This window comes from Kamptonema sp. PCC 6506 (assembly GCF_000180455.1).
In the GTDB taxonomy this organism is placed as follows: domain Bacteria; phylum Cyanobacteriota; class Cyanobacteriia; order Cyanobacteriales; family Microcoleaceae; genus Kamptonema; species Kamptonema formosum.
Map to the genome: position 1 here is coordinate 1 of NZ_CACA01000370.1, position 24,550 is coordinate 24,550.

Genomic DNA, 24,550 nt, shown 5'->3' on the forward strand with positions numbered 1-24,550 from the left:
GGAGATAGGGAAGTGAGGGATTACCTGCGAATTGCCATCATAGATACAGGCATCGGCATTGCCCCAGAAAATATCAACAAACTGTTCCAGCCTTTTATCCAAATCGATAGCGCCCTTAACCGACAATATGATGGGACAGGCTTGGGGCTGGCCTTGGTCAAACGCATTGTCGAACTGCACGGCGGGCAGGTGGGACTAACAAGTAATGTGGGGTTTGGAAGTTGCTTTACAATCGATCTTCCTAGCACTGCTGGTGCTTTATTCTCTGCTGAGCTATCCTCTGCTGAGCTATCCTCTGCTGAGGTAGAATCCCAGAGCTCATCTTCCCTCGAACCCAACGAAGCCCAACAGAAAGCATTGCCTTTAATTTTGCTAGCAGAGGATAACGAAGCTAATATTAGTACAGTTTCCAGTTACCTGAAAGCTAAAGGCTATCGCATTGTGTTAGCAAAAAATGGAGAGGAAGCGATCGCCTTGGCTAAGTCGGAAAACCCTAATCTAATTCTTATGGACATTCAAATGCCGGGGATGGATGGTCTAGAAGCTATGCAGCAAATCCGTCTCGATCCTAAGTTGGTGAAGGTGCCGATCATAGCACTGACCGCCTTAGCGATGAGTAGCGATCGCGATCGTTGTCTGGCTGCGGGGGCCAATGATTACATTAGCAAACCTGTTAAGTTGAAGCAATTGGCAGCTACTATTCAACAACTTTTAGCCCCTCAATAACGATCCTCCGATCGTAGGGGTTAGTTATAGCGATCGCGAAGTCCCAAGAGTAAAGATGATGGCGGGAGACTTCTTGCTCAATCAGATACCCACAAGCCATGATAAGTATTTCCATTCCCCTAGTCCAAAAAGATTTATTATCCGCGATCGCGCCCAATCCACTCATGGTCTCACCGGATCTGACTGTGATGGCAGCGATCGCCTCGATGAGAGAGGCTGGTTGCAGCTATGTATTAGTGGTAGAAAGCAGCGGTACGCACCCTGAGAATAGTGGCTTGGTAGGAATTGTAACTGAGCGAGATATTGTGCGGATTATTACCCAGTCCACACCCTTAGACCAGTTGCCAATTCAGTCGGTAATGAGCCATCCAGTCATTACCGTCCAAGACTTTGCATTGAGCGATATCAAGGCTGTCCTAACATTATTTCAACAGCATCAAATTTGCCATTTACCCGTACTTAATGGCGATCGCATAATTGGTCTGCTCACCAAGGATATCTTAACTGAGATTTTGACACAAACTGTTTTACAGTTAAGCGAAGGCGAAGAGGCAGAAGCTATTCTCTACCAGTATCAACGAGTGGTTTCTACCATGACAGATGGTATTGCCCTCTTGGATAATAACTATATCTATCGGTTAGTCAACCAAGCCTATTTAGATCGGACTCAGAAACAATGGGGAGACATCGTTGGGCATTCCGTCGCCCATTTGCATGGTGAAACAGTATTTAAGACCATAATTCAGCCACATTTCGATCGATGTCTGGCTGGGGAAGTTCAAGAATACGAGGCATGGTTTGACTATCAAAATGCTGGTCGCAGATTTATTAAAGTCACCTATTATCCCTATATCGAACTAGATGGCAAGATTTCAGGAGTTGTAGTTACTACCCAGGATCGCACTGCGCTTAAACAAACACAAGCAGTTTTACAAGAGAACGAACAATTTTTACGCAGTATCTATGAAGGCGTAGAACAGGCAATTTTTACAGTTGATGTTTTAGAGGATGGAGAGTTTAGATTTATAGGTTATAACCCCACTGCGGAAAGATTAACGGGGAAATCAAATCAAGAGATCCGAGGAACTTCACCTGGGAAAAAAGTACGCCAACGCTATGTCGATTGTATCCAAGCAGGAGTTCCTATCACCTATGAGGAATGCCTAATCTTCAGAGAAGTACCTACCTGGTGGATGACCACACTCAACCCGATTCGAGATGCCTCGTCCCGGATTTGTCGGATTGTGGGCACCAGTATAAATATTACTGAGCGCAAGCAAGCAGAATCACAACTGAAAATCCAAAATGCCATCTTAGAAAGAATCGCCAAGGCAGAACCTTTAGGAGAGATTTTGGAGACTCTATTACAAGCAATGGAGACGCAACTGGTGGATGCTATCTGTTCGATTATGCTGTGCGATCGCGATGGCAAATTGCATCTTGGGGCTGCGGCTCAATTGCCGGCTGCTTACCTGCAAGCGATCGATGGTGTTGCGATCGGTGAAGGAGTTGGCTCCTGTGGAACCGCAGCTTTTCGCCAGGAAACCGTGATTGTTTCTGATATTGCCACCGATCCGCTCTGGCAAAATTTTAAAGAATTAGCTTTAGAACATGGATTGCAAGCTTGTTGGTCAGTACCTGTAATCAGCAATAATGGTCTAGTTTTGGGGACATTTGCTGTTTATCATCGCCACATTCATACACCAAATCAACAAGAATTGTCAGTGGTTGCTCTAGCAACAAATATTGCTGGCATTGCCATTGAACGCCAACAAGCTACTCAGGCACTAGAGCAGTTAAACCAAGAGTTGGAAACCAAAGTTGAAGAGCGCACTGCTGCTCTGCACGCTAGTGAAGAAAGGTGGCAGTTAGCTTTAAAAGGTTCTAACGACGGCATTTGGGATTGGAATCTAAAAACTAACCAAATTTTCTTTTCCAGCCGGTGGAAGCAGATGCGCGGTTTCACTGATGATGAAATTCCCAATTCCCCTGATGAGTGCTTAAGCCGAATACATCCCGATGACTACGATCGCGTGATGGCTGCTGTTGACGATCACTTTGCTGGCAAAACAGAGTTCTTTGAAGTCGAGTATCGGGTAAAACGCAAAGATAATAGCTATATGTGGGTACTCAATCGTGCTCAAGGTTTGCGGGATGAGTCAGGTGAAATTGTTCGCATGAGCGGTTCCGATACTGACATCACCCAGCGCAAACTGGCAGAAGCAGCACTGCGGGAAAGCGAACGCCGTTATGCTACCTTAGCTGCTGCTGCTCCGGTGGCTATTTTCCGGTTTGATTCGCCTTTAAACTGTGTCTATGTTAGCGATCGCTGGAGTGAAATGACTGGTAGACCCAAAGAATCTGCCTTGGGTAGGGGATGGATGGAAGCGCTACATCCAGAGGAACGCGATTTTTTGCTGGCTAAATATGCTGAAAGTTATGCTCAATCTACTTCAGGACAATACCTCCTCCATCACAGTGAAGGTAGGCATCTGCGCCCAGATGGTAGCGTTAATTGGTTCTATGTCCAAGTGGCACAGGAAATCGATGCTGCGGGTAGGACGATCGGTTATATCGGCACCTTAACAGATATCAGCGATCGCATACAGGTAGAAGCTGAATTAGCAAAGTCGCGCCAAAATTATTACTCTCTGATTCAATCTGTAAATGGCGTTGTTTGGGAATATGACCTTAACAATAATCGGTTTACGTTTGTGAGCGACAAAGCAGAAGAGTTATTAGGATACCCGATTGAAGCTTGGCTGAGTGAACCTGATTTTTGGAGAAATCACGTCTATGCCGAAGATGTTGTCAAGGCTGAAAAACTATTTAATGATGCAATTCAAAATCAAAACAACTGCGAACTGGAATATCGAATGGTGGCCGCCGATGGCAGTTGGGTGTGGGTATACGATATATCCAGTCTCAATTTCGATCGAAACGGTAAGGCTACAATGTCGAGCGGTGTTTTAATTGATATTCGCAAACGCAAACAGACAGAGGAAGCCCTACAGTTAAGTGAAGAACGATTCCGTAAGGCATTTGATAATACAGTAGTTGGTATGTGTCTGGTTTCTCCTGAAGGTAAATACTTCAAAGTAAATGCTTCCCTATGTAATTTCTTAGGCTATACCGAAGCCGAACTCTTGGACTTACGATTTCAGGAAATTACTCACCCTGACGATGTAGCAAATAATCTAAAATTTGCTAACCAAATATTAGCAGGAGAAATTAACAGCTATAACATTGAAAAGCGTTATTTTACTAAACAGGGGCAATTAGTTTGGGGATTGTTAAGTGTCTCTTTGGTGAGAGATGTCTACGGAAAACCTCTTTATTTTGTTTCCCAAATTCAGGATATTACCGATCGCAAACAAGCTGAAATCGCTCTGCAAAACAGTGAAATCCGTTTCCGCCGAGTGTTTGAGTCCAGTGTAGTTGGCATGATCTTTGCCGATTTTCAGGGTAACATTCTCGATGCCAACGATCGCTTCTTAAAAATGGTGGGCTACAGCAGAGAGGAACTAGACGCGGGAACGATCATCCATTGGGATACCTTGACTCCTACCGAATATCTGCCTGCTGATTTTGCAGCAATGGAGCGCCTGATGCGATCTGGAGCGATCGAGCCTTGGGAAAAGGAATACTACCGTAAGGATGGTAGTCGCATTTCTGTTCTGATCGGAATGGCATTTCTCCCAGACTCAGGAGATCAAACTATTTGTGTAGTAGTCGATATTAGCGATCGCAAACAAGCCGAGCTTGCTCTACAAGAAAGCCAGCGTTTTATTCAAAAAATTGCCGACTCATCGCCTAATATTCTTTATCTTTACGATCTGCAAACACAGCGTAATGTTTATGTCAATCATGAAATTAGCTCTATCTTGGGCTATCAACCTGAAGTGATTCAGGCGATGGGAATTAATTTCACCCAAAATTTAATGCACCCCGACGATCTGAGATCCGTCTTACCAGCTTACTCTGAGCAAATAAGCATGGCTCAGGATGGGGAAATTATTGATACTGAATATCGGATGAGACATAGCAATGGGGAATGGCGATGGCTCCACAGTCGAGATTCTGTCTTTAGTCGCGATGCTAATGGTCAAGTTAAGCAGATCATTGGCAATGCTCAGGACATTACTGAACGCAAACGTTTAGAGCAAGCCCAAAACCGCCTCATTGCTATCCTAGAAGCGTCAACTGATTACATCCTCATTGCTGATTTAACAGGTAACGCGATCTGGAATAATAGCGCCCTTAAAAAACTGCGGGGGCTTGATGCTGATGCCGTAGTTACTCAGCAAAACGCGGCTGATTACCATCCCCAGTGGGCTGTGGAAATGCTCGAACAGCAGGCTATAACGATTGCGATCGCCAAAGGAAGCTGGCTGGGAGAAAATGTATTGCTAGATGCTGAAAATCAACAAATTCCAGTGTCTCAATTGCTCCTAGCTCATAGATCTCCTCACGGAGAAGTGGAATTTTTCTCAACCATTATGCGGGATATGCGAGTTTACAAAGAATACGAACAGCAGCTAGAGCGGACGAATGCCGAACTAATCCGCGCTACCCGCCTCAAAGACGAATTTCTTGCCAACATGAGCCACGAACTCCGCACTCCTCTGAATGCGATTTTGGGCATGACTGAGGGGCTACAAGATGGAGTTTTTGGGATTGTCAACGAATCCCAAATTAAAGCTTTAGAAACTATTGAGCATAGTGGCACTCACTTACTAGAGTTAATCAATGATATTTTAGATATCGCCAAAATTGAATCCGGTCAAATGGAGCTGGAATATACCTCAGTTTCTATCAATTATTTGTGTCAATCTAGTCTGGCTTTTATTAAACAACAAGCTTTACAAAAACACCTTCAGGTAGACATTAAAATTCCCCTCAATTTACCGGACTTATGGGTGGATGAAAGGCGCATCCGCCAAGTCTTAATCAATCTACTCAATAACGCTGTTAAATTCACCCCAGAGGGAGGACATATCACTCTGGAAGTGAGCCGTCAAAGGCGGACGGAGGGGCAGGGGAGCGGGGGAGCAGAGGGGCAGGGGGGCAGAGGAGATGGGGAGCAGGGGGGCGGGGGAGCAGAGGGGCAGGAGGGTACAGGAGTAGAGGAGCAGGAGGGTACAGGAGCATCGGAGCAGGGGGGTACAGGAACATCGGAGAGATTTCCGTCTTCCATCTCCCCCGCTCCCTCGCTCCCCCGCTCCCCTGCTCCCCCGCTCCCCATCCTCCCCCGCTCCCCCGCTCCCCATCTCCCCCGCTTCCTCTCTGCAAGCACAAGCAGAGGGGTTAGAAGTGAGGGATTATCTGCGAATTGCCATTATTGATACAGGTATTGGTATCGCCCAAGAACATATCAATAAGCTATTTCAGCCATTTATCCAAATCGATAGTGCCTTAAATCGTAAATATGCAGGGACTGGCTTAGGGTTAGCTTTGGTGAAACGGATTGTGGAACTGCACGGCGGGCAAGTGGGGCTCACCAGCGAGGTAGGGGTCGGTAGTTGTTTTACAATTGACCTTCTCTATACTGACACTTCGTCATCCTCTCCCGATGTGGAATCTCACAGTCCACCCTCCATCGAATCCAACGAGGCCCAAGAGAAAGCATTACCGTTAATTTTGCTAGCAGAAGACAACGAAGCTAATATCAGTACAGTTTCGAGTTACCTGAAAGCTAAAGGCTATCGTATTCTCTTAGCAAAAAATGGAGCGGAAGCGATCGCTCTGACTAATTCCGAAAATCCCGACTTAATTCTGATGGACATTCAAATGCCTGGTATGGATGGTCTAGAAGCTATAGACCATATCCGCAGCGCTCCCAACTCTGTCAATGTGCCGATCATAGCACTGACGGCCTTAGCGATGACGAGCGATCGCGATCGTTGTCTGGCGGCGGGAGCCAATGATTACCTCACCAAACCCGTTAAGCTGAAACAATTGGCAACCACCATTCAACAGCTTTTAGCTTCTCATCAAAGATAACCCATGAATAAACCATCGATTTTAATCATTGATGATGAACCTGATAACTTTGATGTAATTGAAACCCTCTTGAGCGATCCCGACTATCAATTGCATTATGCAGCTAGCGGTCAAGAGGCGATCGCATCCCTGGACACATTCAATCCCGATCTGATTTTGTTGGATGTGATGATGCCGGAAACAGACGGCATCGAAGTTTGTCGGCAAATCAAAGCCATGTCAAAATGGCAAGCCGTGCCGATCGTAATGGTAACGGCCTTAAGCTCAAAATCAGACCTTGCCTATTGTTTAACTGCGGGAGCCGACGACTTCATCACTAAACCTGTCAATGCTATTGAACTGCGTGCTCGCGTCCATTCAATGCTGCGAATTAAGCATCACTATGACGACCTGCAAACCTTACTCAAATTGCGGGAAGATATGGTTAAAATGGTAGTCCATGATTTACGCAATCCCTTGGCTGGTGTCTTGCTAGGCTTGGAACTCTTAAAAAGCATAGACTATCCCAGAGAAACCCAACAAACCAAACTGGCTCGAATTTACTCGTCAGCCAAAGCATTACAGGTATTAATTGATGATTTGTTGCAAATTGCGTTACTCGAATCAGGTAAAATTCGTCTCTGTTGTACAGAGGTCGATCTCCGCGAGCTGATACAATCTGCCATATCAAACTTTGAAGCGATCGCCGCTCAAAAAAATCAGTTGTTGATCCCCCAATTACCACCCGACACCACTAGAAAAGTTTTTATCGATGCCACCATGATCCATCGAATGCTGGATAATCTCCTCTCCAATGCCATTAAATTTTCCCCATCCAATAGTCAAATCATAGTAAATCTAGAATTTCTTACATCTGGCGATGCTAAAATTCAGGTGATTGACTCGGGGGCGGGTGTTCCTGAGACATTCCGGGAGAAGATTTTTGAGAAATACGAGATTGGAACTCTGATGTCGGATATACCTCAAATAGGGTTAGGTTTAGCTTTTTGCAAAATGGTCGTTGAGGCACATGGCGGTGCAATTTGTGTCAGAAATAATCAACCGCGAGGAGCTATTTTTGAAATCACTTTGGCAGCATAACTGACAACGTTCTCATACTCCCACCCAACCTTATACATTTTAGAACTGCTCTTACAACTATGTCTCAATGCTCTATTTTAATTGTTGATGATGAACCTGATAATTTTGATGTGATTGAAACTCTGTTATCAGAGCAAGATTATCAATTGTATTACGCTGCTAATGGTCATGATGCGCTCGAGTATCTTGACACATTTGAACCCGATCTGATTTTGCTGGATGTGATGATGCCGGGAATAGACGGCATCGAGGTTTGTCGGCAAATTAAAGCTCTGTCAAAATGGCAAGCCGTCCCCATTATTATGGTGACAGCATTAAACTCCAAATCAGACCTTGCCTATTGTTTAACTGCCGGAGCTGACGACTTCATTAGTAAACCCGTTAATGGAATTGAACTGCGTGCTCGCGTGCATTCTATGCTCAGAATCAAGCAACAGTATGACAATATCCAGACCTTATACGATATCCAAGAAAATACCATCAGTGTCTTGGAAAGTACCCTCAATGAATTGCGTGGCAACTTAGCCTCTAGTCTATCTCACGAACTGAATACGCCCCTCAATGGCATCTTAGGCACAATCGGGTTGCTCAAGGACGATCTCGAAGAAATAGATATTTCTGAAGTCCGGGAGATGTTAAGCTGGGCGGATCAATCCGCCCGTCGCCTAGAAAGTTTAACGAAAAAATTCCTGATTTATTTAGAACTAGAACTATCAGCAAATCGGCAGCAGAAAATCGAATTTACCGGGACTAAATTTTCAGCTTCTGCCATTGAAGCCGCGTTGAAATCCCATGCTCAGACACTCAATCGTCACAACGATTTGATGTTGGCGCTTGAGGAAGCAGATATCGGTATATCAGAGCGATATCTATCAACTATTCTCCATGAATTAGTTGATAATGCGCTGAAATTCTCCTCACCAGAGACAACTATTAAAGTTAGTAGTGAAGTGGTAGGGGATATGTTGAAATTATCTGTATATGACTCAGGGCGAGGCATGACAGAAGACCAAATTGCTAAAATCGGTGCTTTCATGCAGTTTGAGCGGAAAACCTATGAGCAACAGGGCATCGGTTTGGCCTTAAAAATCGTCAAAAAAATTGTCGAACTGGCGGGAGGAGAGTTCTCTATTACCAGTGTGTATCAAAAGGAAACAACGGTAACTCTCAGTCTGCCAATTATTCGCCATTAGCTGTAATGACGACTGTCACTACTTTCACAAATAGGCGAATGGCAAGGGCTTTTTGTCGGGGATATCCTTACTTTGGATAACTAACTAATCGATCGAGACAAAATTTCAATTGCTCAGCTAATTTTTGTATGTGAGGTTCAGCAAACATGGAGAAATGATTTCCCGGAACTTCAATAACTTCGATCGCTTGCTGGGAACATTTGCCCCAACCTAACAATAAATCATCGCTATGAAACTCCGTACTTTCAAAATCATGCTCAATTTTATCGTGAGCTCGAAACAACGTAATTTTGTGAGGATAAACGCAGGGAACATAATCTCGCATGGCTTGAACGTGAGATTTAAAAACCTTGTAATCGCGAATATACTGCGCCATCTCCGTGTCGCTGACGATGAAGTTTGCCTTTCTATTCAATAACTGAAATTGCTCATCTAACGGTAGCGATCGCATTTCCTCGTAGGAGACTGAAAAATCAATACCGAACCAGTTTTTAACTGACTCAGCTAACCGGATTAAAAACTTAGCATCATCATCTTTTGTTGGTTGAATAACTGTTTCTGGCAAAATAGCGTCAATTACCACTAACAAATCCACTTTTTGACCTTGTTTTTGTAATTGTTGCGCCATCTCAAAAGCAACCACACCACCAAAACACCAACCTCCTAAAAGATATGGCCCTTCCGGTTGCACTGTGCGAATTTCTTGGAGGTAATAAGCTGCTGTTTCTTCTACTGATTTAGGTTCAACTTCGACCGAGTTAGGGGACTGTTCCAAGGCGTAAAATGGTTGCTCTCCACCGATTTTATCTGCCAAGTTTAGGTAAGCAAGGATATCTCCTCCGGCGGCGTGTACGCAAAAGAAAGGAGTCCTCACACCCGAAGCATTAATAGCTACCAACGGGGAACCAGAACTCAAATTTGTTGGTTGGCTGACAATTTTAGCGAGTTTTTCAATTGTTGGATTTTCAAACAAAATAGATAGGGGAAGGTTGTGTCCGAACCGTTCGTAAATTTGAGCCATTAAGCGTACAGCTAAAAAGGAGTGACCTCCTAACTCGAAAAAGTTATCTGTAACTCCAATTGAGTTAATAGCCAGCAGATTTTCCCAAATTTTTACCAAGCCTAATTCGGAAAGATTTCTGGGTGAAATAAAGGATTTTGTGGAGTTCGATCGGAGCAGATTATCAGTTGGAAGCGATCGCTTATCTACTTTACCATTTGGTGTTAGCGGTATCGCATCTAGCACTACAAAAGCAGACGGTATCATGTAATCTGGTAGTTTAAGAAGCAAGTAACCGTGCAGTTGTGAAACTAAGTTTGGTTCATCTGTTACTATGTAAGCAATCAACTGTTTATCGCCTTGTGTATCATCCCGAATAATGACAACAGATTCTCGAATATCTGGATGTTGCACTATCGCACTTTCAATTTCTCCTAACTCAACTCGAAAACCTCGGATTTTTACTTGTTCGTCACGGCGGCCTAAATATTCGACATTACCATCGTGCAAATAACGCCCTAGATCGCCAGTTTTGTAAAGCTTAGTTCCCGATACAAAGATGTTATCAATAAACCGTTCTGCGGTTAGTTCAGGACGATTCAAATAACCCTTCGCTAATCCATCGCCGCCGATGTACAATTCACCCCAGACTCCTACAGGAGTTGGTTGTAAATGACGGTCTAATATGTAAACTTGAGTGTTATTAATAGGACGACCGATCGGAACGCTAGTTGCTTTTTCTGGTAATAAACTTGTATCGTAGTAAGTGGCATTTGCAGAAACTTCAGATGAACCATAAAGGTTGATCAATTTAGCAGATGGAAGCAATTTTGTGAACGATCGTGCTAAGTTGAGAGTTAGTGCTTCTCCACTGGTTATCCAAAGTTTCAAGTTCGACAATTTCTTGGTTAAATTACCGTAAGTATCTACAATTAGCCGCAGCAAGGAAGGAACAAGTATGACTCGCGTAACGTGATGGCGATCGAGCGTTTCTAGGAATAGTTTAGTGTCTTTGACAATTGCATCGGGAATAATAACAGTGGGAATTCCTTGGAGTAAGGGAGCAAAAATTTCCCAAACTGAATCTACAAAACTAATAGCTGTTTTCTGACAACAAATCTCTTCACTTTCAAAGGGATAAGTTTTCCACAACCAGTTTAACCCATTAACTGTACCTCGGTGAGTGCCAAGAACGCCTTTAGGAGTTCCAGTTGAACCCGAAGTGTAGATTACATAAGCAAGATTGTCACTTTTAGATATGATGGCAGGATTTTCTTGACTTTCGCGATCGATAATTTCCCAGTCATTATCTAGACAGACAACCTGTATTTTTTGAAAGCGATCGATTAATGATGAATGACTGATAACTAACGAAACTTGCGAATCAGAAAGCATGAAAGAAAGACGATCTGCTGGATAATTTGGATCGAGAGGAATGTAAGCACCGCCAGCTTTCAGTATTGCCAGAATTCCCACTATCATTTCCACCGATCGATCCAGACAAATTCCTACTAAAGTTTCAGTTGTTACTCCCAATTTTTGTAAATAATGTGCAAGTTGATTGACTTTTTGATTGAGTTGTCGATAGGTTATTTTTTCGGAGCTATCGATCAATGCTAAACTCTCAGGAAAATCCTGTACTTGCCATTCAAATAATTGATGGAGAGAGGCATCTTGCGGATAAGTCGTTTGAGTATTATTCCACTCCAATAATAGTTTTTCTCGCTGTTGGGTAGTTAGGATTGGTAATTCAGAAATTGGGCAATCTGGATTAGCAACGATGCTTTCCAGTAAAGTTTGAAAATTGTCGATTAGTCCTGTGATTGTTGCCACATCAAATAAGTCTGTACTATACTCTAGAAATCCAGTTAATCCTTCCTTAGATTCACTAATAGACAGGAAAATGTCAAACTGAGATGTGCCACTATCAAACTCCAAACTACGCAAAGTTAACCCAGCAATCTCTCGCTCAGACTTCGGGGTATTTTGCAGTACAAACATGACCTGAAACAAAGGATTTCGGCTTAAATCTCGATCGGGTTGCAATTCCTCTACTAGCTTCTCGAAAGGCAAATCCTGATGTGCGTAAGCGTCGAGAGTTACCCCGCGTACCCGACTCAAAAGCGTGCGAAAACTTGGGTTGCCGCTGAGGTCATTTCGCATTACCAATGTATTGACAAATAAGCCAAGTATTCCTTCTAATTCTGCTTGATTACGATTAGCAATTGAAGAACCGATGAGGATATCTTCTTGCTCTGTATAGCGGTAAAGTAAAGTATTAAAAGCGGTCAGCAAAGTCATAAATAAAGTGGCTTCTTCTTGCTGACATAATTTACTTAGTGCCTCTGTTAGACTTTTGGAAAAAGTAAAGTATTGCTTTGCACCATTAAATGTGGTAATAGTAGGTCTGGAACGATCGAGAGGCAATTGCAATACAGGTAAATCACCGCCTAGTTGTTGTTTCCAGTAATTGAGTTGGGTAGCGAGTAATTCACCTTGCAAGCGATCGCGCTGCCAAATTGCAAAATCTGCATACTGGATAGGAAGTTCGGGTAATAACGGAGATTGACCTGTGAAAAACGCCGCATACAGCGTTGCCAATTCCCCTGCAAACACTGAGATAGACCATCCATCGGAGACGATGTGGTGCATGGTCAAAAGGAAAATATGTTCTGTTTCGCTTAGACGCAGCAAAGTTGCCCGTACCAGAGGCGCTTGGGATAAATCAAAAGGTTTTTTAGCTTCCTCGCTTGCTATTTTTTGAACTTCAATATCCCAATTTTTACCAGATAAATGTTCGAGGTTGACGATCGGTAATTCCCAGGTTAATTTAGATGCGATCGCCTGAAAGGGTTGCCTATCTACTATTACAAAACTCGTCCGCCAACCTTCGTGACGCTTCATAATTTCATTGAGACTTTGCTTAAGCGCCGTCACATCAAGCAGTCCCTTTAAATGAATTGCAGTTGGAATATTATAAAAGGAACTTCCCTCATAAAGTCGATCGATAAACCAGAGTCTTTGCTGGGCAAAAGATAAGGGTATCTGGTTACAATTTGGTCGCTTGGGAATAGCATAACTTCTCAATTTCCCTGCCTTCCATTTTTCCAGAAGGGCTTTTTTGGTTGCTGATAGATTAGACGTTTGGTTTTCCATGATTTTAATTTAAGCGCAGATGAAGAATAGATGAACGCAGGTATTTAAAAAGGTACGTAGTTGGGCTTTAGCCCTCTTATCCTGCTTATGTAGTAAATGAGGTAAGCGCCTACAACTCCAATTACCAATTTACGACTCATACCTCATATACCTGAGAATGGCTGTATAGACTTTTATGGATTAGCCAAAAAAGCTTCAACTTCTTCGTCAGATAAGTCAGAAATTTTTTCTAGAAGAAGTTGGTCAAGCATTTCTGCTTGTTTAGCGACAGTGGATGCTTGAAGTAAAAGGTCGCGCAGTGGTAGTTCAACTGGGAAGTGCGATCGCAATCGCGAAACTAATTGGGTAGCGATAAGTGAATCTCCTCCTAACTCAAAGAAATTATCGTGAATACCGACTTGTTTAATACCGATAACTTCTTGCCACATTTCGGCAATTTGTTGTTCTAATTCGTTAGTAGGTGGAATATATGAATTGCTGAGGATTGGTCTTAAATAGCGCGGGGATGAGTCTGTTTGCTGGGATGATTTTGTCTCCGGTATTAGTTCTGCCAGTAAAGCATCAATATCGTCTTGGTTTTGGGGATTAAGGGTATAAATTCCTTCGCTAACTTTAGCAAATTGTTCTCCCAACTTTAACGTAATTACATTTTGACATTTTTCTTCCAATTTATTAAGTAATTGGGAACCTGCACCAGATTCATCAACAAACACTAGCCATCGATCCTTTTTATCGGATGTTATTGAGTTATTACTCGCAGATAATGATGGCGATTTAGCATCAATCCAATAACGTTGGCGCTCGAAAGGATAGGTAGGTAGGGGGAGACGATGACGCGATTCATGAGTATAAAAACCCGACCAATCTATCTTTATACCTGCCATCCAAAGCCGACCTAATGCGTTTAATAATAAGGCAACATCGGATTGTTTTTCTTGAGGATGATGTAAGGAATTTAGCACGAGATGCTTGGTATCTGGTTCTAAATGCCGCTTAGTTAAAGAGCTTAAAGTCCGTCCCGGCCCAACTTCCAAAAATATTGCTTCCGGCTGTTTCAACAACTCGGAAATTCCGGCAGAAAATCTCACTGTTTGGCGCAGATGTTTGCTCCAATAGCTGGGATTTGTGGCTTCATTTTCTGTTATCCAAGTGCCAGTTACATTGGAAATAAAAGGAATTTGGTGCGGATTCAGCTTCACTTTTTTAATAGCAAGTGTAAACTGTTCCAAAATCGGTTGCATCATCTCAGAATGGAAAGCATGAGATGTATGTAAGCGGCGACAGTCTATAGCTTGAGAATTTAACTTGTTTTGCAATGTTTCGATCGCTTCTGTCGAGCCTGAAACGACGCACGAGGATGGCGCGTTAACTGCTGCTAAAGAAAGTTCTTTGCCCAAGAATGGCTGAACTTCTTGTTCTGGAAGCGGCACGGCAAGCATACTTCCAGAGGGCAATTCCTGCATCAATTGACCTCTAATTGCTACTAAAAACAAGGCATATTCTAGGGAGAAAACACCTGCTAAAGTAGCAGCTACATATTCGCCTATACTGTGTCCAATTAGCGCTACAGGATTTACTCCCCACTCTATCCACAACTTTGCGATCGCGTATTCAACAACAAATATAGCTGGTTGAGTAATTGCAGTTTGTTCTAATTGCTGAGAAGCGGCTGCGGTTTGTGCTTCGCTGGGATATAGAATTGAACGCAGATCGATACCTAAATGAGGTTTGAGAATATCCGAACAGATATCTATTTGTTCTCGAAATGTCGGCTCAACTTCATAGAGTTCTCGCCCCATATTTACATATTGTGCGCCCTGTCCAGAAAACATGAATACGATTGGACGGTGAGAGGGCTTTTGGTAGTGCGTGAAAACTCGTTGCGGATCTAAATTAGTTAGCGTATTTATGGCATCTTCAATATCTTGAAAAACTACCATTCGGCGATGCTCAAAAGCCCGACGACCGACTTGCAATGTGTAGGCAACATCAGCAATATTTGAGTGGGGATGCAGTTGTAAATATGTGGCTAAATTCGCAGTTGCAGTCTCTAATGCTGTATTGGTTTTTGCTGACAGTAGCAATAACTGCCAAGGACGTGAGGAACTAGAAGCTTCAACTGCTGGAGTTTCTTCTAAAATTACATGAGCATTTGTTCCGCCAATTCCAAAAGAACTGACTCCAGCACGACGCGGATTGCCGTTAGTTTTCCATGCCGATAACTTAGTATTAACGTAGAAGGGACTATTGGCAAAATCTATTTGGGGATTGGGTTGTTGAAAATGCAAACTGGGAGGTATTTGTTTGTGTTTAAGTGCTTGAATAGTTTTGATTAAACCTGTTATTCCAGCAGCGGTATTCAAATGCCCAACATTCGTTTTAACCGAACCGATCGCACAAAAATTATTCCGATCGGTGTTGGTACGAAAAGCTTGGTTTAGAGCTTCAATTTCGATCGGATCTCCCAAGGAAGTTCCCGTTCCATGCGCCTCAATATAACTAATAGTTTCAGCTTCCACTCCAGCTAAAGCAAGTGCTTCTAAAATCACCTCCCTTTGACCTTCTACACTGGGCGCTGTGTAACCAACCTTTAAAGAACCATCATTATTAATCGCGGAACCTTTAATAACTGCATGAATACAATCTCCGTCCGCTACAGCATCTTCTAATCGTTTCAAGACAACAATACCTAAACCACTGCCAAAAATAGTTCCTTGAGCATTTGCATCGAAAGCTCGGCAATGTCCGTCAGGAGAATTAATTCCTCCTTCTTGATAGCGATAACCAGTTTTTTGTGGTACTTGAATTGAAACACCACCAGCTAACACTATATCGCTTTCACCATTGAGCAAACTTTGGCAAGCTAAGTGAACGGCAACCAATGAAGTAGAACAGGTAGTTTGAACGTTGATGCTCGGCCCTTTGAGGTTTAATTTGTAAGAAGTTTGCGTACAAAGGTGGTCTTTGTCATTTCCAATTAACACTTGGAACGGATCGAGTGATTCTATTAAATTGCGATTGGAATACAGGTTATAAAATAAGTAACTGCTCAGAGTTACACCTGCAAATAAACCAATTTGACCTGGATAACTTTCCGAATCGTAACCAGCATTTTCTAAAGCTTCCCAAGCACATTCTAAGAAAAGACGCTGTTGGGGATCTGCGATTTCAGCTTCTCTAGGTGTAAAGCCGAAAAATGCCGCGTCAAATAGTTCTATATCTTCCAGTATAGTGCCTGCTTTGACATATTTAGAGTCATTGAGTAAGGCTGAGTCTGTACCTGTAGATATCAGTTCTTCATCTGTGAAAAAAGAAATTGATTCTACCCCATCGCGCAAGTTTTGCCAAAAATCATCAACGTTTTTAGCACCGGGAAAACGCCCCGCCATACCGACGATTGCGATTTCATCCTTTCCATCAAAACGATTAAATTGATTTGAACTATTCATGGGCATTACTGTTCCTCATTATCCAAGTAAACTTGGCAAACACGCTCTGAAGCTAAGGTTTACGAAAAACGTATATTATCCTTGAGTCTTTAAGGATATTGATTGGAAAGTCTTTGGCTAGATCGTAGATTGTAACTTTCTCAAATCCTACCTTTTCTAGGGCAGATTCAACTTCCGAACGAGAATAACCTCGTTGTGCAAAATTCACATCTGAACGTTCCCAGTTTCCATTCAGTAATCGGAAGGTTACGTGCTTGACTTGGCATGATTTACCATCGGGAGAATGACTGGAATGCTGAAGCCAAACATAATCATCTGCTATTTCACCAATAAATTCATCTTCAACTGAATTACTAGGGTCTGAAGCTCGTTCTCCCTCACTCAAATCAAACCCAAACCAGCCATTTTTTCCAAGTGCTGAATAAACGTTTTGGAAAGCTTTTGTCAAATCTTCAAGAGTCAATATATAGCTGAAGACATTATTTGATGAAACAATTGCATCAAAGTTAGATGGCAATTTACAAAAGCGGATGTCATCTCGGATAAATTGACCATTAGGTACATTCTCGCGAGCATAATTTAACATTTCTTCGGAGATATCCAATCCGGTTACTTGATAACCTTTTTCAATCAGACTTTTTACTATTTCTCCTTTTCCACAGCCAATGTCTAAAAGGTACGCTTCCTTTGGAAGATGTTTGAAGATATGTTCCTGCATAAAATCTAGCCAAAGTTCTATTCCCTCTTTGCTTACTGGGTAAGCAAAAGCCCAATTATTATAAAGAGAGCGAGAATTTTCTGCCAAAGATGAATTTGCTGAGTACATAAGTTGAGTGTTGTTGTATCGGGAATTTTCAAACATTTACTAAGCTACATTTTCTGTAGTTTCTAGAAAATTAGGCATCGAAATCTCTAAAGCAATCTCGATCTGGTCGTTTAAAACTGCATCAATGTCATTTTCAGTGGTGAGTGGATTGGCAATTACTGCTCGCAATGCGATAATTGGAATTTCTTTTCCAGAACAGATCGTGGTTTTAGTTGTCCGCGAAATAAAACTACGACCTGCTTGGCGCTGAGCTTTTTGAAGTCGTTCGTTAAATCTATTGATTAGCTGATTTTCGCTTTCAGTTAACTTATTTTTAGCCGCACTCTCTCGCAATGACTCCGGTATATAACGGTAAATTAAAAGGTTAATCTCCGGTTTTGCTAATAACTGAAATTCTGCTAGACTGCGAATGCGATCGGCCATATATTGGGTCTTGCGAATTCCTTCATCAATCAAAAATTCATATCCCTTTACCCCAATTAAGTTTAGTCCAGCATGAAGGAATAATGCCATTGCCGGTCGAGAACCTTCCAAAGCGCGTTTACCTAAATCAAAAGAACCTTTACGCATGGTATAACTGGCATTTTTTTCGATTGCTTGTGCCATTATCGGATCGCGCAAAAACACCATGCCAATACCCATTGGCAAATACATTTGTTTATGTCCATCAATCGTCACCGAATCAGCACGTTCGATCCCAAAAAGTTTATGCCGATGCTGTTGCGAAAAAATCACTGGCCCACCCCAAGCGGCATCGACATGGAAGTGAACGTTTGCTTCTCGCGCAATCTCCGCCATATCGGAAAGAGAATCGACTCCACCTGAGTCTGTAGTGCCAGCAATACCTACGATCGCGATAATATGCTTGTTTTGGTGGCGGCAATCTGCGACGGCTTGACGAAGCGCTGGAATGTCAATCCGATTGTTGCGATCGCTCTTAATTTTAATCAAACCTCGCGTACCAATACCCAACAAATCGGCCGCTTTTTCAAACGAATAGTGCATTAAGTCCGAACCGATTACTACCGCACCTTTGTAGCCATAATAATCTAAGGCGGCTGTTAAACCTTCCTTTTCTATACCAAGAAAGTCATCTTTTGGCCCTAAAAAATTATTTCTGGCACACCAAAGTGCCGTGATATTCGCTGTAGTACCTCCAGACAGCAAAATTCCTAATGTACTCTCACTATTTTGAATATGCTGGGCGTAAAAGCGATCGCTAAAGTTGTAAATCAGTTGATGAATCATCGCTAAAGCTTGACGTTCATAAGGACTAAAAGCTTTAGCAGTTTCTATTTTAACTGCGTTTTGATTCATCGCCGTCATCAGTTTAGCTAGAGGCTGCACGAAATAGGGAAGTGCGGCAGTCATGTGACCGATAAATCGCGGCGATGATGTGTGGATTGAATGGCTAATTACGTTGCTGGATAAATATTCGAGGTAGCTTTCAAAACTAGCTGGTTCTATGGGAATTTCAGGATCGCAAAAGTTTTGGGTTAACGTTTGAAAATCAATATCAGTGTTGGTTTTATTGTTAGCTAAGAATTCGCGAGTTACAGCTTTAATTTGCATCTCGATCGTTTCTTCTAAAGAGCCAGTTATAGTAGATGGATCGAAGAGTTCAATTGTTTTTTGTTTGATACTATATGTGCTCGTGTTTTCGGGTTCAAAGGAGGTTTTGATTGTCAGCATTTCTTGTTTGTTTAACATCAGTTTTTCCTACTTATTTGGGTTGAAGATATTGGAAAGCTTCTAAGACTACTCTCTTCTTTGTCTTGCTGCTCGATGTTCTTGTCGGACTTGTCGGCGGCGGTTGATGGAATCTGTCGGAGTTATAGATGATTGAGAATTATTTGCATAGGATCGCTGTTTGTTTTCCTCCTTAATTAAATATTCAGCTAAGTAGCCAATAGTTGGATATTGAAACATTCCAACTAAAGAAAACTCTCGCTGAAATATTTTTTGCATCTGGCTATGAACGCGAACTAAGAGCAATGAATCACCCCCCAAATCGAAGAAGTTATCCTGAATACCTACTTCTTCTAAATGAAGGAATTCTTGCCAAATAGCAGCAATCGTTTGTTCTATTTCCGTTCGCGGTGCTTGATAAGCTGCTTCCAATTTTGGACGCGCTTGTTCTAGTGCTGGTAGCGCTCGACAGTCTACTTTACCATTGGGTAGTAATGGTAAAGTTTCTAACACAATGAAAGCAGATGGTATCATATAGTTAGGCAGCTTTTCTTGCAGCAGGCGATGAAGTTCGCTGACTGCGATCGCCTGTTCTGGATCGGATATGAGATAAGCCACCAATTGCTGATTATTTATTTCATTTTCCCTAGCCAAAACTATTACCTGTCGCACAGATGGATGTTGAGCTAGTACCGCTTCAATTTCTCCTAATTCGATCCTAAAACCACGAATTTTGACTTGGTTATCGATGCGTCCGAGAAATTCCAAATTGCCATCTGGTAAATAGCGAACCAAATCGCCAGTTTTGTACAGTTTTGTAGATAGTTCAGTATGAACGCTTGCTAATGGATTAGGAATGAATCTCTCCAATGTTAATTCGGGACGATTGAGATAACCTCGCGCCAATCCTGCGCCACCGACATATAGTTCACCAGGTATACCAATGGGAACAGGTTGTAAATTTTTGTCTAGGACATAGATTTGGGTATTAGCGATCGCACGACCTATTAAAACTTGCGAATTAACTTTATTTTGCGGATCGATATTATAGCAAGTGACATCAGCCGAAACTTCGGAAGAACCGTAAAGATTTAACAGCGTACTTTTAGGTAAAATCTGCTGAAACTTTTGTAATAATTCTACCGAAAGTGTTTCTCCACTCGTTACCCAAAAATTTAATTTTGGTAGCCGTTTTTGCAAGTCAGCAAACGTATCTAAAAGTAACCTCAGTAAAGAAGGAACTAAGACAAGTCGGGTTACTTGATTGTTGGCGAGAGTTTCTACGAACTGATGAGGGTCTTTGAGAATGCGATCGCTGATAATAATCGTCCGTATTCCTTGCAGTAATGGCCCAAAAATCTCCCAAACAGAATCTACAAAGTTTAACGATGTTTTCTGACAACAAACTTCTTCTTCTTTAAAAGGATAAGTTTGCCACATCCAATAAAAACGATTGATAGCGCCTCTATGCAAACCTAAAACTCCTTTAGGCTTACCAGTTGAACCAGAGGTATAAATTACATAAGCCACATTATCAATTGTAGAAGAATTGACAGGATTTTCTTGGCTTTCTTGCTGGATAATTTCCCAGTCAGTATCCAAGCAAAGTACCGTCATTTTGGGAAAGTTTTTAACTAATGACGAATGAGTAATCAGTACCGACAATTGAGCATCTGACAACATGAAATCTAGTCGTTCTTGGGGATAATTCGGATCGAGGGGTAGGTATGCGCCACCTGCTTTGAGAACACCCAAAATTGCGACGATCGGATCGAGGGATCTCTCTAAACAGATCCCGACTATTACTTCCGAATTAACCCCCAATTTTTGTAGGTAATGTGCTAGTTGATTAGCCTTAGCATTCAGTTCTCGATAAGTCAAACTTTGGTTTTCAAACATCACCGCCACAGCATCAGGCGTGCATTCCACTTGTGCTTCAAAAAGTTCGTGAATGCAGTGTTGAGGATAGTCAGTTTGAGTATCATTCCATTCCAACAACAACTGTTTTATTTCGGGTGATTTCAGTAAAGGTAAATCCCAAACTCGCTGTTCTGGATTAGCAAAAATGCTTTCTAGCAAAGTTTGCCAATGTTTCATCCACCGTTCAATAGTTTGCGAGTCAAATAAGTCGGTGTTGTATTCACAATCGACTACAAGTTCGTCATTTTGTTGGTGGATATCCAGAAAAATATCCGAGATGGAAGAATTGGTCGTATTTCTGACAAACTCTACTTTTTGGCTAAAAGACTCTAAGGTAGCCATAGGTCGATCCCAATTAAATAGTATTGTCACTAAAGGTGGACGACTGGTATCTCTTGGCAGATTTAATTTCTTAACCAACCTAATAAACGGATAAATTTGATGGTCATAAGCATCGGATAACACCTGTTTTATTGAACTTAAATATTGTGTAAATGTTGGGTTTGTCCCAACTTGACTGCGGATTGGCAATAAGTTCACATAGTGACCGACAAGAGATTCACCTTCGACAGATAATTGTCCGGCTGAAGGGATACCAATCACGATATCTTCCTGACCCGTCAATCGGTGCAGTAATGCCAAAAATCCAGCCAAAGCTGTTGTAAATAAGGTGCTTTTAAACTTGATACTTGCGTTTTTCAAAGCGTCATAAAAAGATGTATCCAGTATGAAACTTTGTCTAGTACCGACATAGCGATTAACTGATGGTCGCGGACGATCGGTTGGTAATTCTAACACCGGAACGGAACTGGAAAATTGCTGCAACCAATAAGCCTCAGCTTTTGCCATTTTTGCACTTTCCTGCTGGCTTGCTTCCCATTGAACGTATTCGCTTAACTGCATTGGTTGTGGGAGTTGATGTGCGATCGCTTGCCATTCGGCTGTGTAAATTGCGGCTAGTTCTTGTTGCAAAACTCCCAATGACCAACCATCAGCAATAATGTGATGAACTGTCAGCACTAAAAGATGATGTTTTTCTTCTAATTTGACGATTTGGGTGCGGACTAAAGGGCCAGTTTCAAGATTGAAAGTTTGTCGTGCTTCTGTAGCTAAAAATTCCTCTAAATGTGTGGCGCGATCGCTGTCATCTAAAGTCGAGAAATCTACTACCGGAATGTTGATAGTCAGAGTCGAATTAATTTGTTGATAATCTCCTGACGGGCTAAAGGTTGCTCCCAATGCTTCGTGGCGATCTACTACTTCTTGAATTGCCTTACGTGCTGCTACCAAATTGAACGAACCGCGCAGATGAATTGTCGTTGATTGGTTGTAAGCACGGGAGACATTTTCTCCCATTTGTGCCATTACCCAAAGTTCTTTTTGTGCTTCTGTTAGGGGCAGAGTTTGGAGTCCCCCTTCCCTGGGCAGAGCAGTTTCATTCTCTTGTAGGGGCAATCCCCCTGTGGTTGCCCCTTTTGGGTTTGGGGCAGGCACGGGGGCACTGCCCCTACATAAAACCTCCGGTGGTAAAAATCCACCTTCTTGCATTTCGCTTATACTTTCCTTAACTGCTTGAATCATCCGCTCGATATCTTCATCAGTATGAGCGGTAGATAAGAAAAGTCTCCGGTTTTCTAAAGCAAAGATTCCCTTTTCTAGCAAATGATAAAAGAATAAATCCATCCAATTTAGGGTAGGAGAATAAGCAAAACGGAAGAGAGAACCAAAATGAACTACCTGAATTGGTAACTGTTTTTGCTCGAAGTAAGTATTGAGCGTATTGACGAGTTTTATAGTTTTGGTAGTTAACTCTTCTTGCAGTTTTGCGCCGCTATTCTTAAGGTGAGTGAGTGCCGCCAAAGTAGCAGCCATCACGAGAGGATGCTTAAAAAAAGTACCTGCAAAGTGAGTAACTTCCACTTCAGGATAAGACGCATCTCCATAACTCCAAAATCCACCATCTAATGCGTCCATAAAAGTAGCCTTACCAGCTATTACTCCGATCGGCATTCCACCACCAATTGCTTTACCATAAGTTGTGATATCAGCTCGAATATTCCACAACGCTTGCATCCCGCCTGGGTGCATCCGAAATCCGGTAATCACTTCATCGAAAATTAAAACAATTCCCATTTCTTGAGTTAATTGTCTCAATTCATGTAAGAATTCTTTAGGTTGTAAATCCGGTTTAGCGCTTTGAATTGGCTCCACCAAAATAGCAGCTAGTTCACTAGCGTGAGATCTGATAATATCTAGTGATTTGGGATTTCCGTAATCTAGAACTATTACTTGTTCAACTTTATGTTGCGGAATACCAGGAGCGATCGCAATCGAACGCAACTTTCCATCTTCACTAGGTACTCCGGCAACCAAAACTTCATCCAAAGTTCCGTGATAGGAACCTGCAAAAAAAGCAATCTTTTCGCGCCCTGTAATGGCGCGAGCGATGCGAATTGCTCCCATTACCGCTTCGCTGCCGTCATTACAAAAACAAGCCCTTTCTTGACCTGTTAATTCGCAAACTAACTGAGCAGCTTTACCGGCCAAAGCTGATTGTGGGCCATGTTGTATTCCTTGGTGAACATAATCTTGAATTGCATTAATAATAAAAGATGGAGAATGACCGAATAAAAGTGCGCCAAATCCCATTGACATATCTATATATTCATTCCCATCAATATCCCAAATTCTCGCACCCGAACTTCTTTGGGGATAGATGGGATATACCATTTCTTTGATTGAAGGACGAAATCCTAATACCGATCGGGAATTAGCATGATGAACGCGATCGTTTTGCGTCAAGTTTTTCGATGCTTGAGTGCGTTCGATCACCCGTGCGATTAATGCGTCTAAATGTTCTTTTTGGCGTGGAGTTAAATTGGCGGAACTGGGAAAATTTTGAATTTTGGATTTTGAATTTTGGATTGGAATTTGTTTCGGCCGTTCCGGTTCGATAGTTTCGGTAGGTATGCGTGTAGGTTGTTTCTGCTTTGGTGAAATGTTTTCGCGCAGAAATTCCAGTTGTTTGGACATCACCTCAAGTTGCTGCGCCATCAAACGTTTAATAGCTGTATTATCAGTTTGTCGATCGAGATACTTTTCTGGCAATAGCGATTCTTCTTTCTTTGGTTTTGAGTTATTTGTTTCGGGTCGATCGGGCGTTAATGTTGGCTCTATCGACGGCATTTGCTGAGATATGTAGACGGCTAATTCGTTAATAGTAGAGCTATTTTCAATTAATAATTTTAAAGAAATATTGAGACCAAATGCTTTTTTGATTGCGCCATTTATTTGGAGTAATTGCACGGACTCAAAACCGAGTTCTAGAAAATTAGTCCGATCGTCTATTTCAGAAGAGCTTACTCCCATTGCTTTACCGACAATTTCTTTTAAGACTGACAGGGTTTTGTCAGTCTGCGAGGGATGTATTGATGAATTCAGTTTTTGGTTGAGTTGGGAGTCAGACATGGGAATTTCCTTAATTATTAGTCATTAGTTAGATGAACCA

10 protein-coding genes are annotated in these 24,550 nt (G+C 42.2%); 5 read left to right on the top strand and 5 right to left on the bottom strand.

The genetic code is table 11. The features are described 5' to 3' along the window. The 5 genes from OSCI_RS26790 to OSCI_RS26810 form a co-directional block, all read left to right on the top strand. The coding region (locus OSCI_RS26790; RefSeq protein WP_039963198.1) for a response regulator at window positions 1-726 on the top strand (726 nt) is incomplete at its 5' end. Between the two features lie 98 nt (window positions 727-824). Continuing rightward, window positions 825-6,071: a PAS domain S-box protein gene (locus OSCI_RS26795; RefSeq protein WP_007358377.1), complete on the top strand. Its 5,247-nt coding sequence runs from the start codon at window positions 825-827 to the stop codon at window positions 6,069-6,071. Further along, complete coding sequence (locus OSCI_RS32565) at window positions 6,040-6,729, top strand: ATP-binding response regulator (protein ID WP_007358378.1); 690 nt, start codon at window positions 6,040-6,042, stop codon at window positions 6,727-6,729. Before OSCI_RS26795 ends, OSCI_RS32565 begins: the two co-directional genes overlap by 32 nt. Before the next feature lie 3 nt (window positions 6,730-6,732). After that, complete coding sequence (locus OSCI_RS26805; RefSeq protein WP_007358379.1) at window positions 6,733-7,809, top strand: hybrid sensor histidine kinase/response regulator; 1,077 nt, start codon at window positions 6,733-6,735, stop codon at window positions 7,807-7,809. Between the two features lie 59 nt (window positions 7,810-7,868). Beyond that, window positions 7,869-9,002 (top strand): hybrid sensor histidine kinase/response regulator, encoded by a 1,134-nt coding sequence (locus OSCI_RS26810; protein ID WP_007358380.1) that lies wholly within the window; start codon window positions 7,869-7,871, stop codon window positions 9,000-9,002. Window positions 9,003-9,069: 67 nt separating this feature from the next. Here the strand turns inward: OSCI_RS26810 and OSCI_RS26815 are convergent, their stop codons facing one another. The 5 genes from OSCI_RS26815 to OSCI_RS26835 form a co-directional block, all read right to left on the bottom strand. After that, window positions 9,070-13,158: a non-ribosomal peptide synthetase gene (locus OSCI_RS26815; protein ID WP_007358381.1), complete on the bottom strand. Its 4,089-nt coding sequence runs from the start codon at window positions 13,156-13,158 to the stop codon at window positions 9,070-9,072. Between the two features lie 173 nt (window positions 13,159-13,331). Beyond that, window positions 13,332-16,607: a type I polyketide synthase gene (locus OSCI_RS26820; protein ID WP_019486948.1), complete on the bottom strand. Its 3,276-nt coding sequence runs from the start codon at window positions 16,605-16,607 to the stop codon at window positions 13,332-13,334. A gap of 52 nt (window positions 16,608-16,659) precedes the next feature. Further along, complete coding sequence (locus OSCI_RS26825) at window positions 16,660-17,433, bottom strand: class I SAM-dependent DNA methyltransferase (RefSeq protein ID WP_007358383.1); 774 nt, start codon at window positions 17,431-17,433, stop codon at window positions 16,660-16,662. A 39-nt stretch (window positions 17,434-17,472) separates the two neighbouring features. Beyond that, the gene (gene panP / locus OSCI_RS26830; RefSeq protein WP_007358384.1) at window positions 17,473-19,143 is read right to left on the bottom strand and encodes a pyridoxal-dependent aspartate 1-decarboxylase PanP; all 1,671 of its coding nucleotides are present in this window, start codon (window positions 19,141-19,143) and stop codon (window positions 17,473-17,475) included. A 48-nt stretch (window positions 19,144-19,191) separates the two neighbouring features. Next, entirely contained in the window at window positions 19,192-24,510 is a 5,319-nt protein-coding gene (locus tag OSCI_RS26835) for a non-ribosomal peptide synthetase (RefSeq protein ID WP_007358385.1), read from the bottom strand. Window positions 24,511-24,550: the final 40 nt, after the last annotated feature.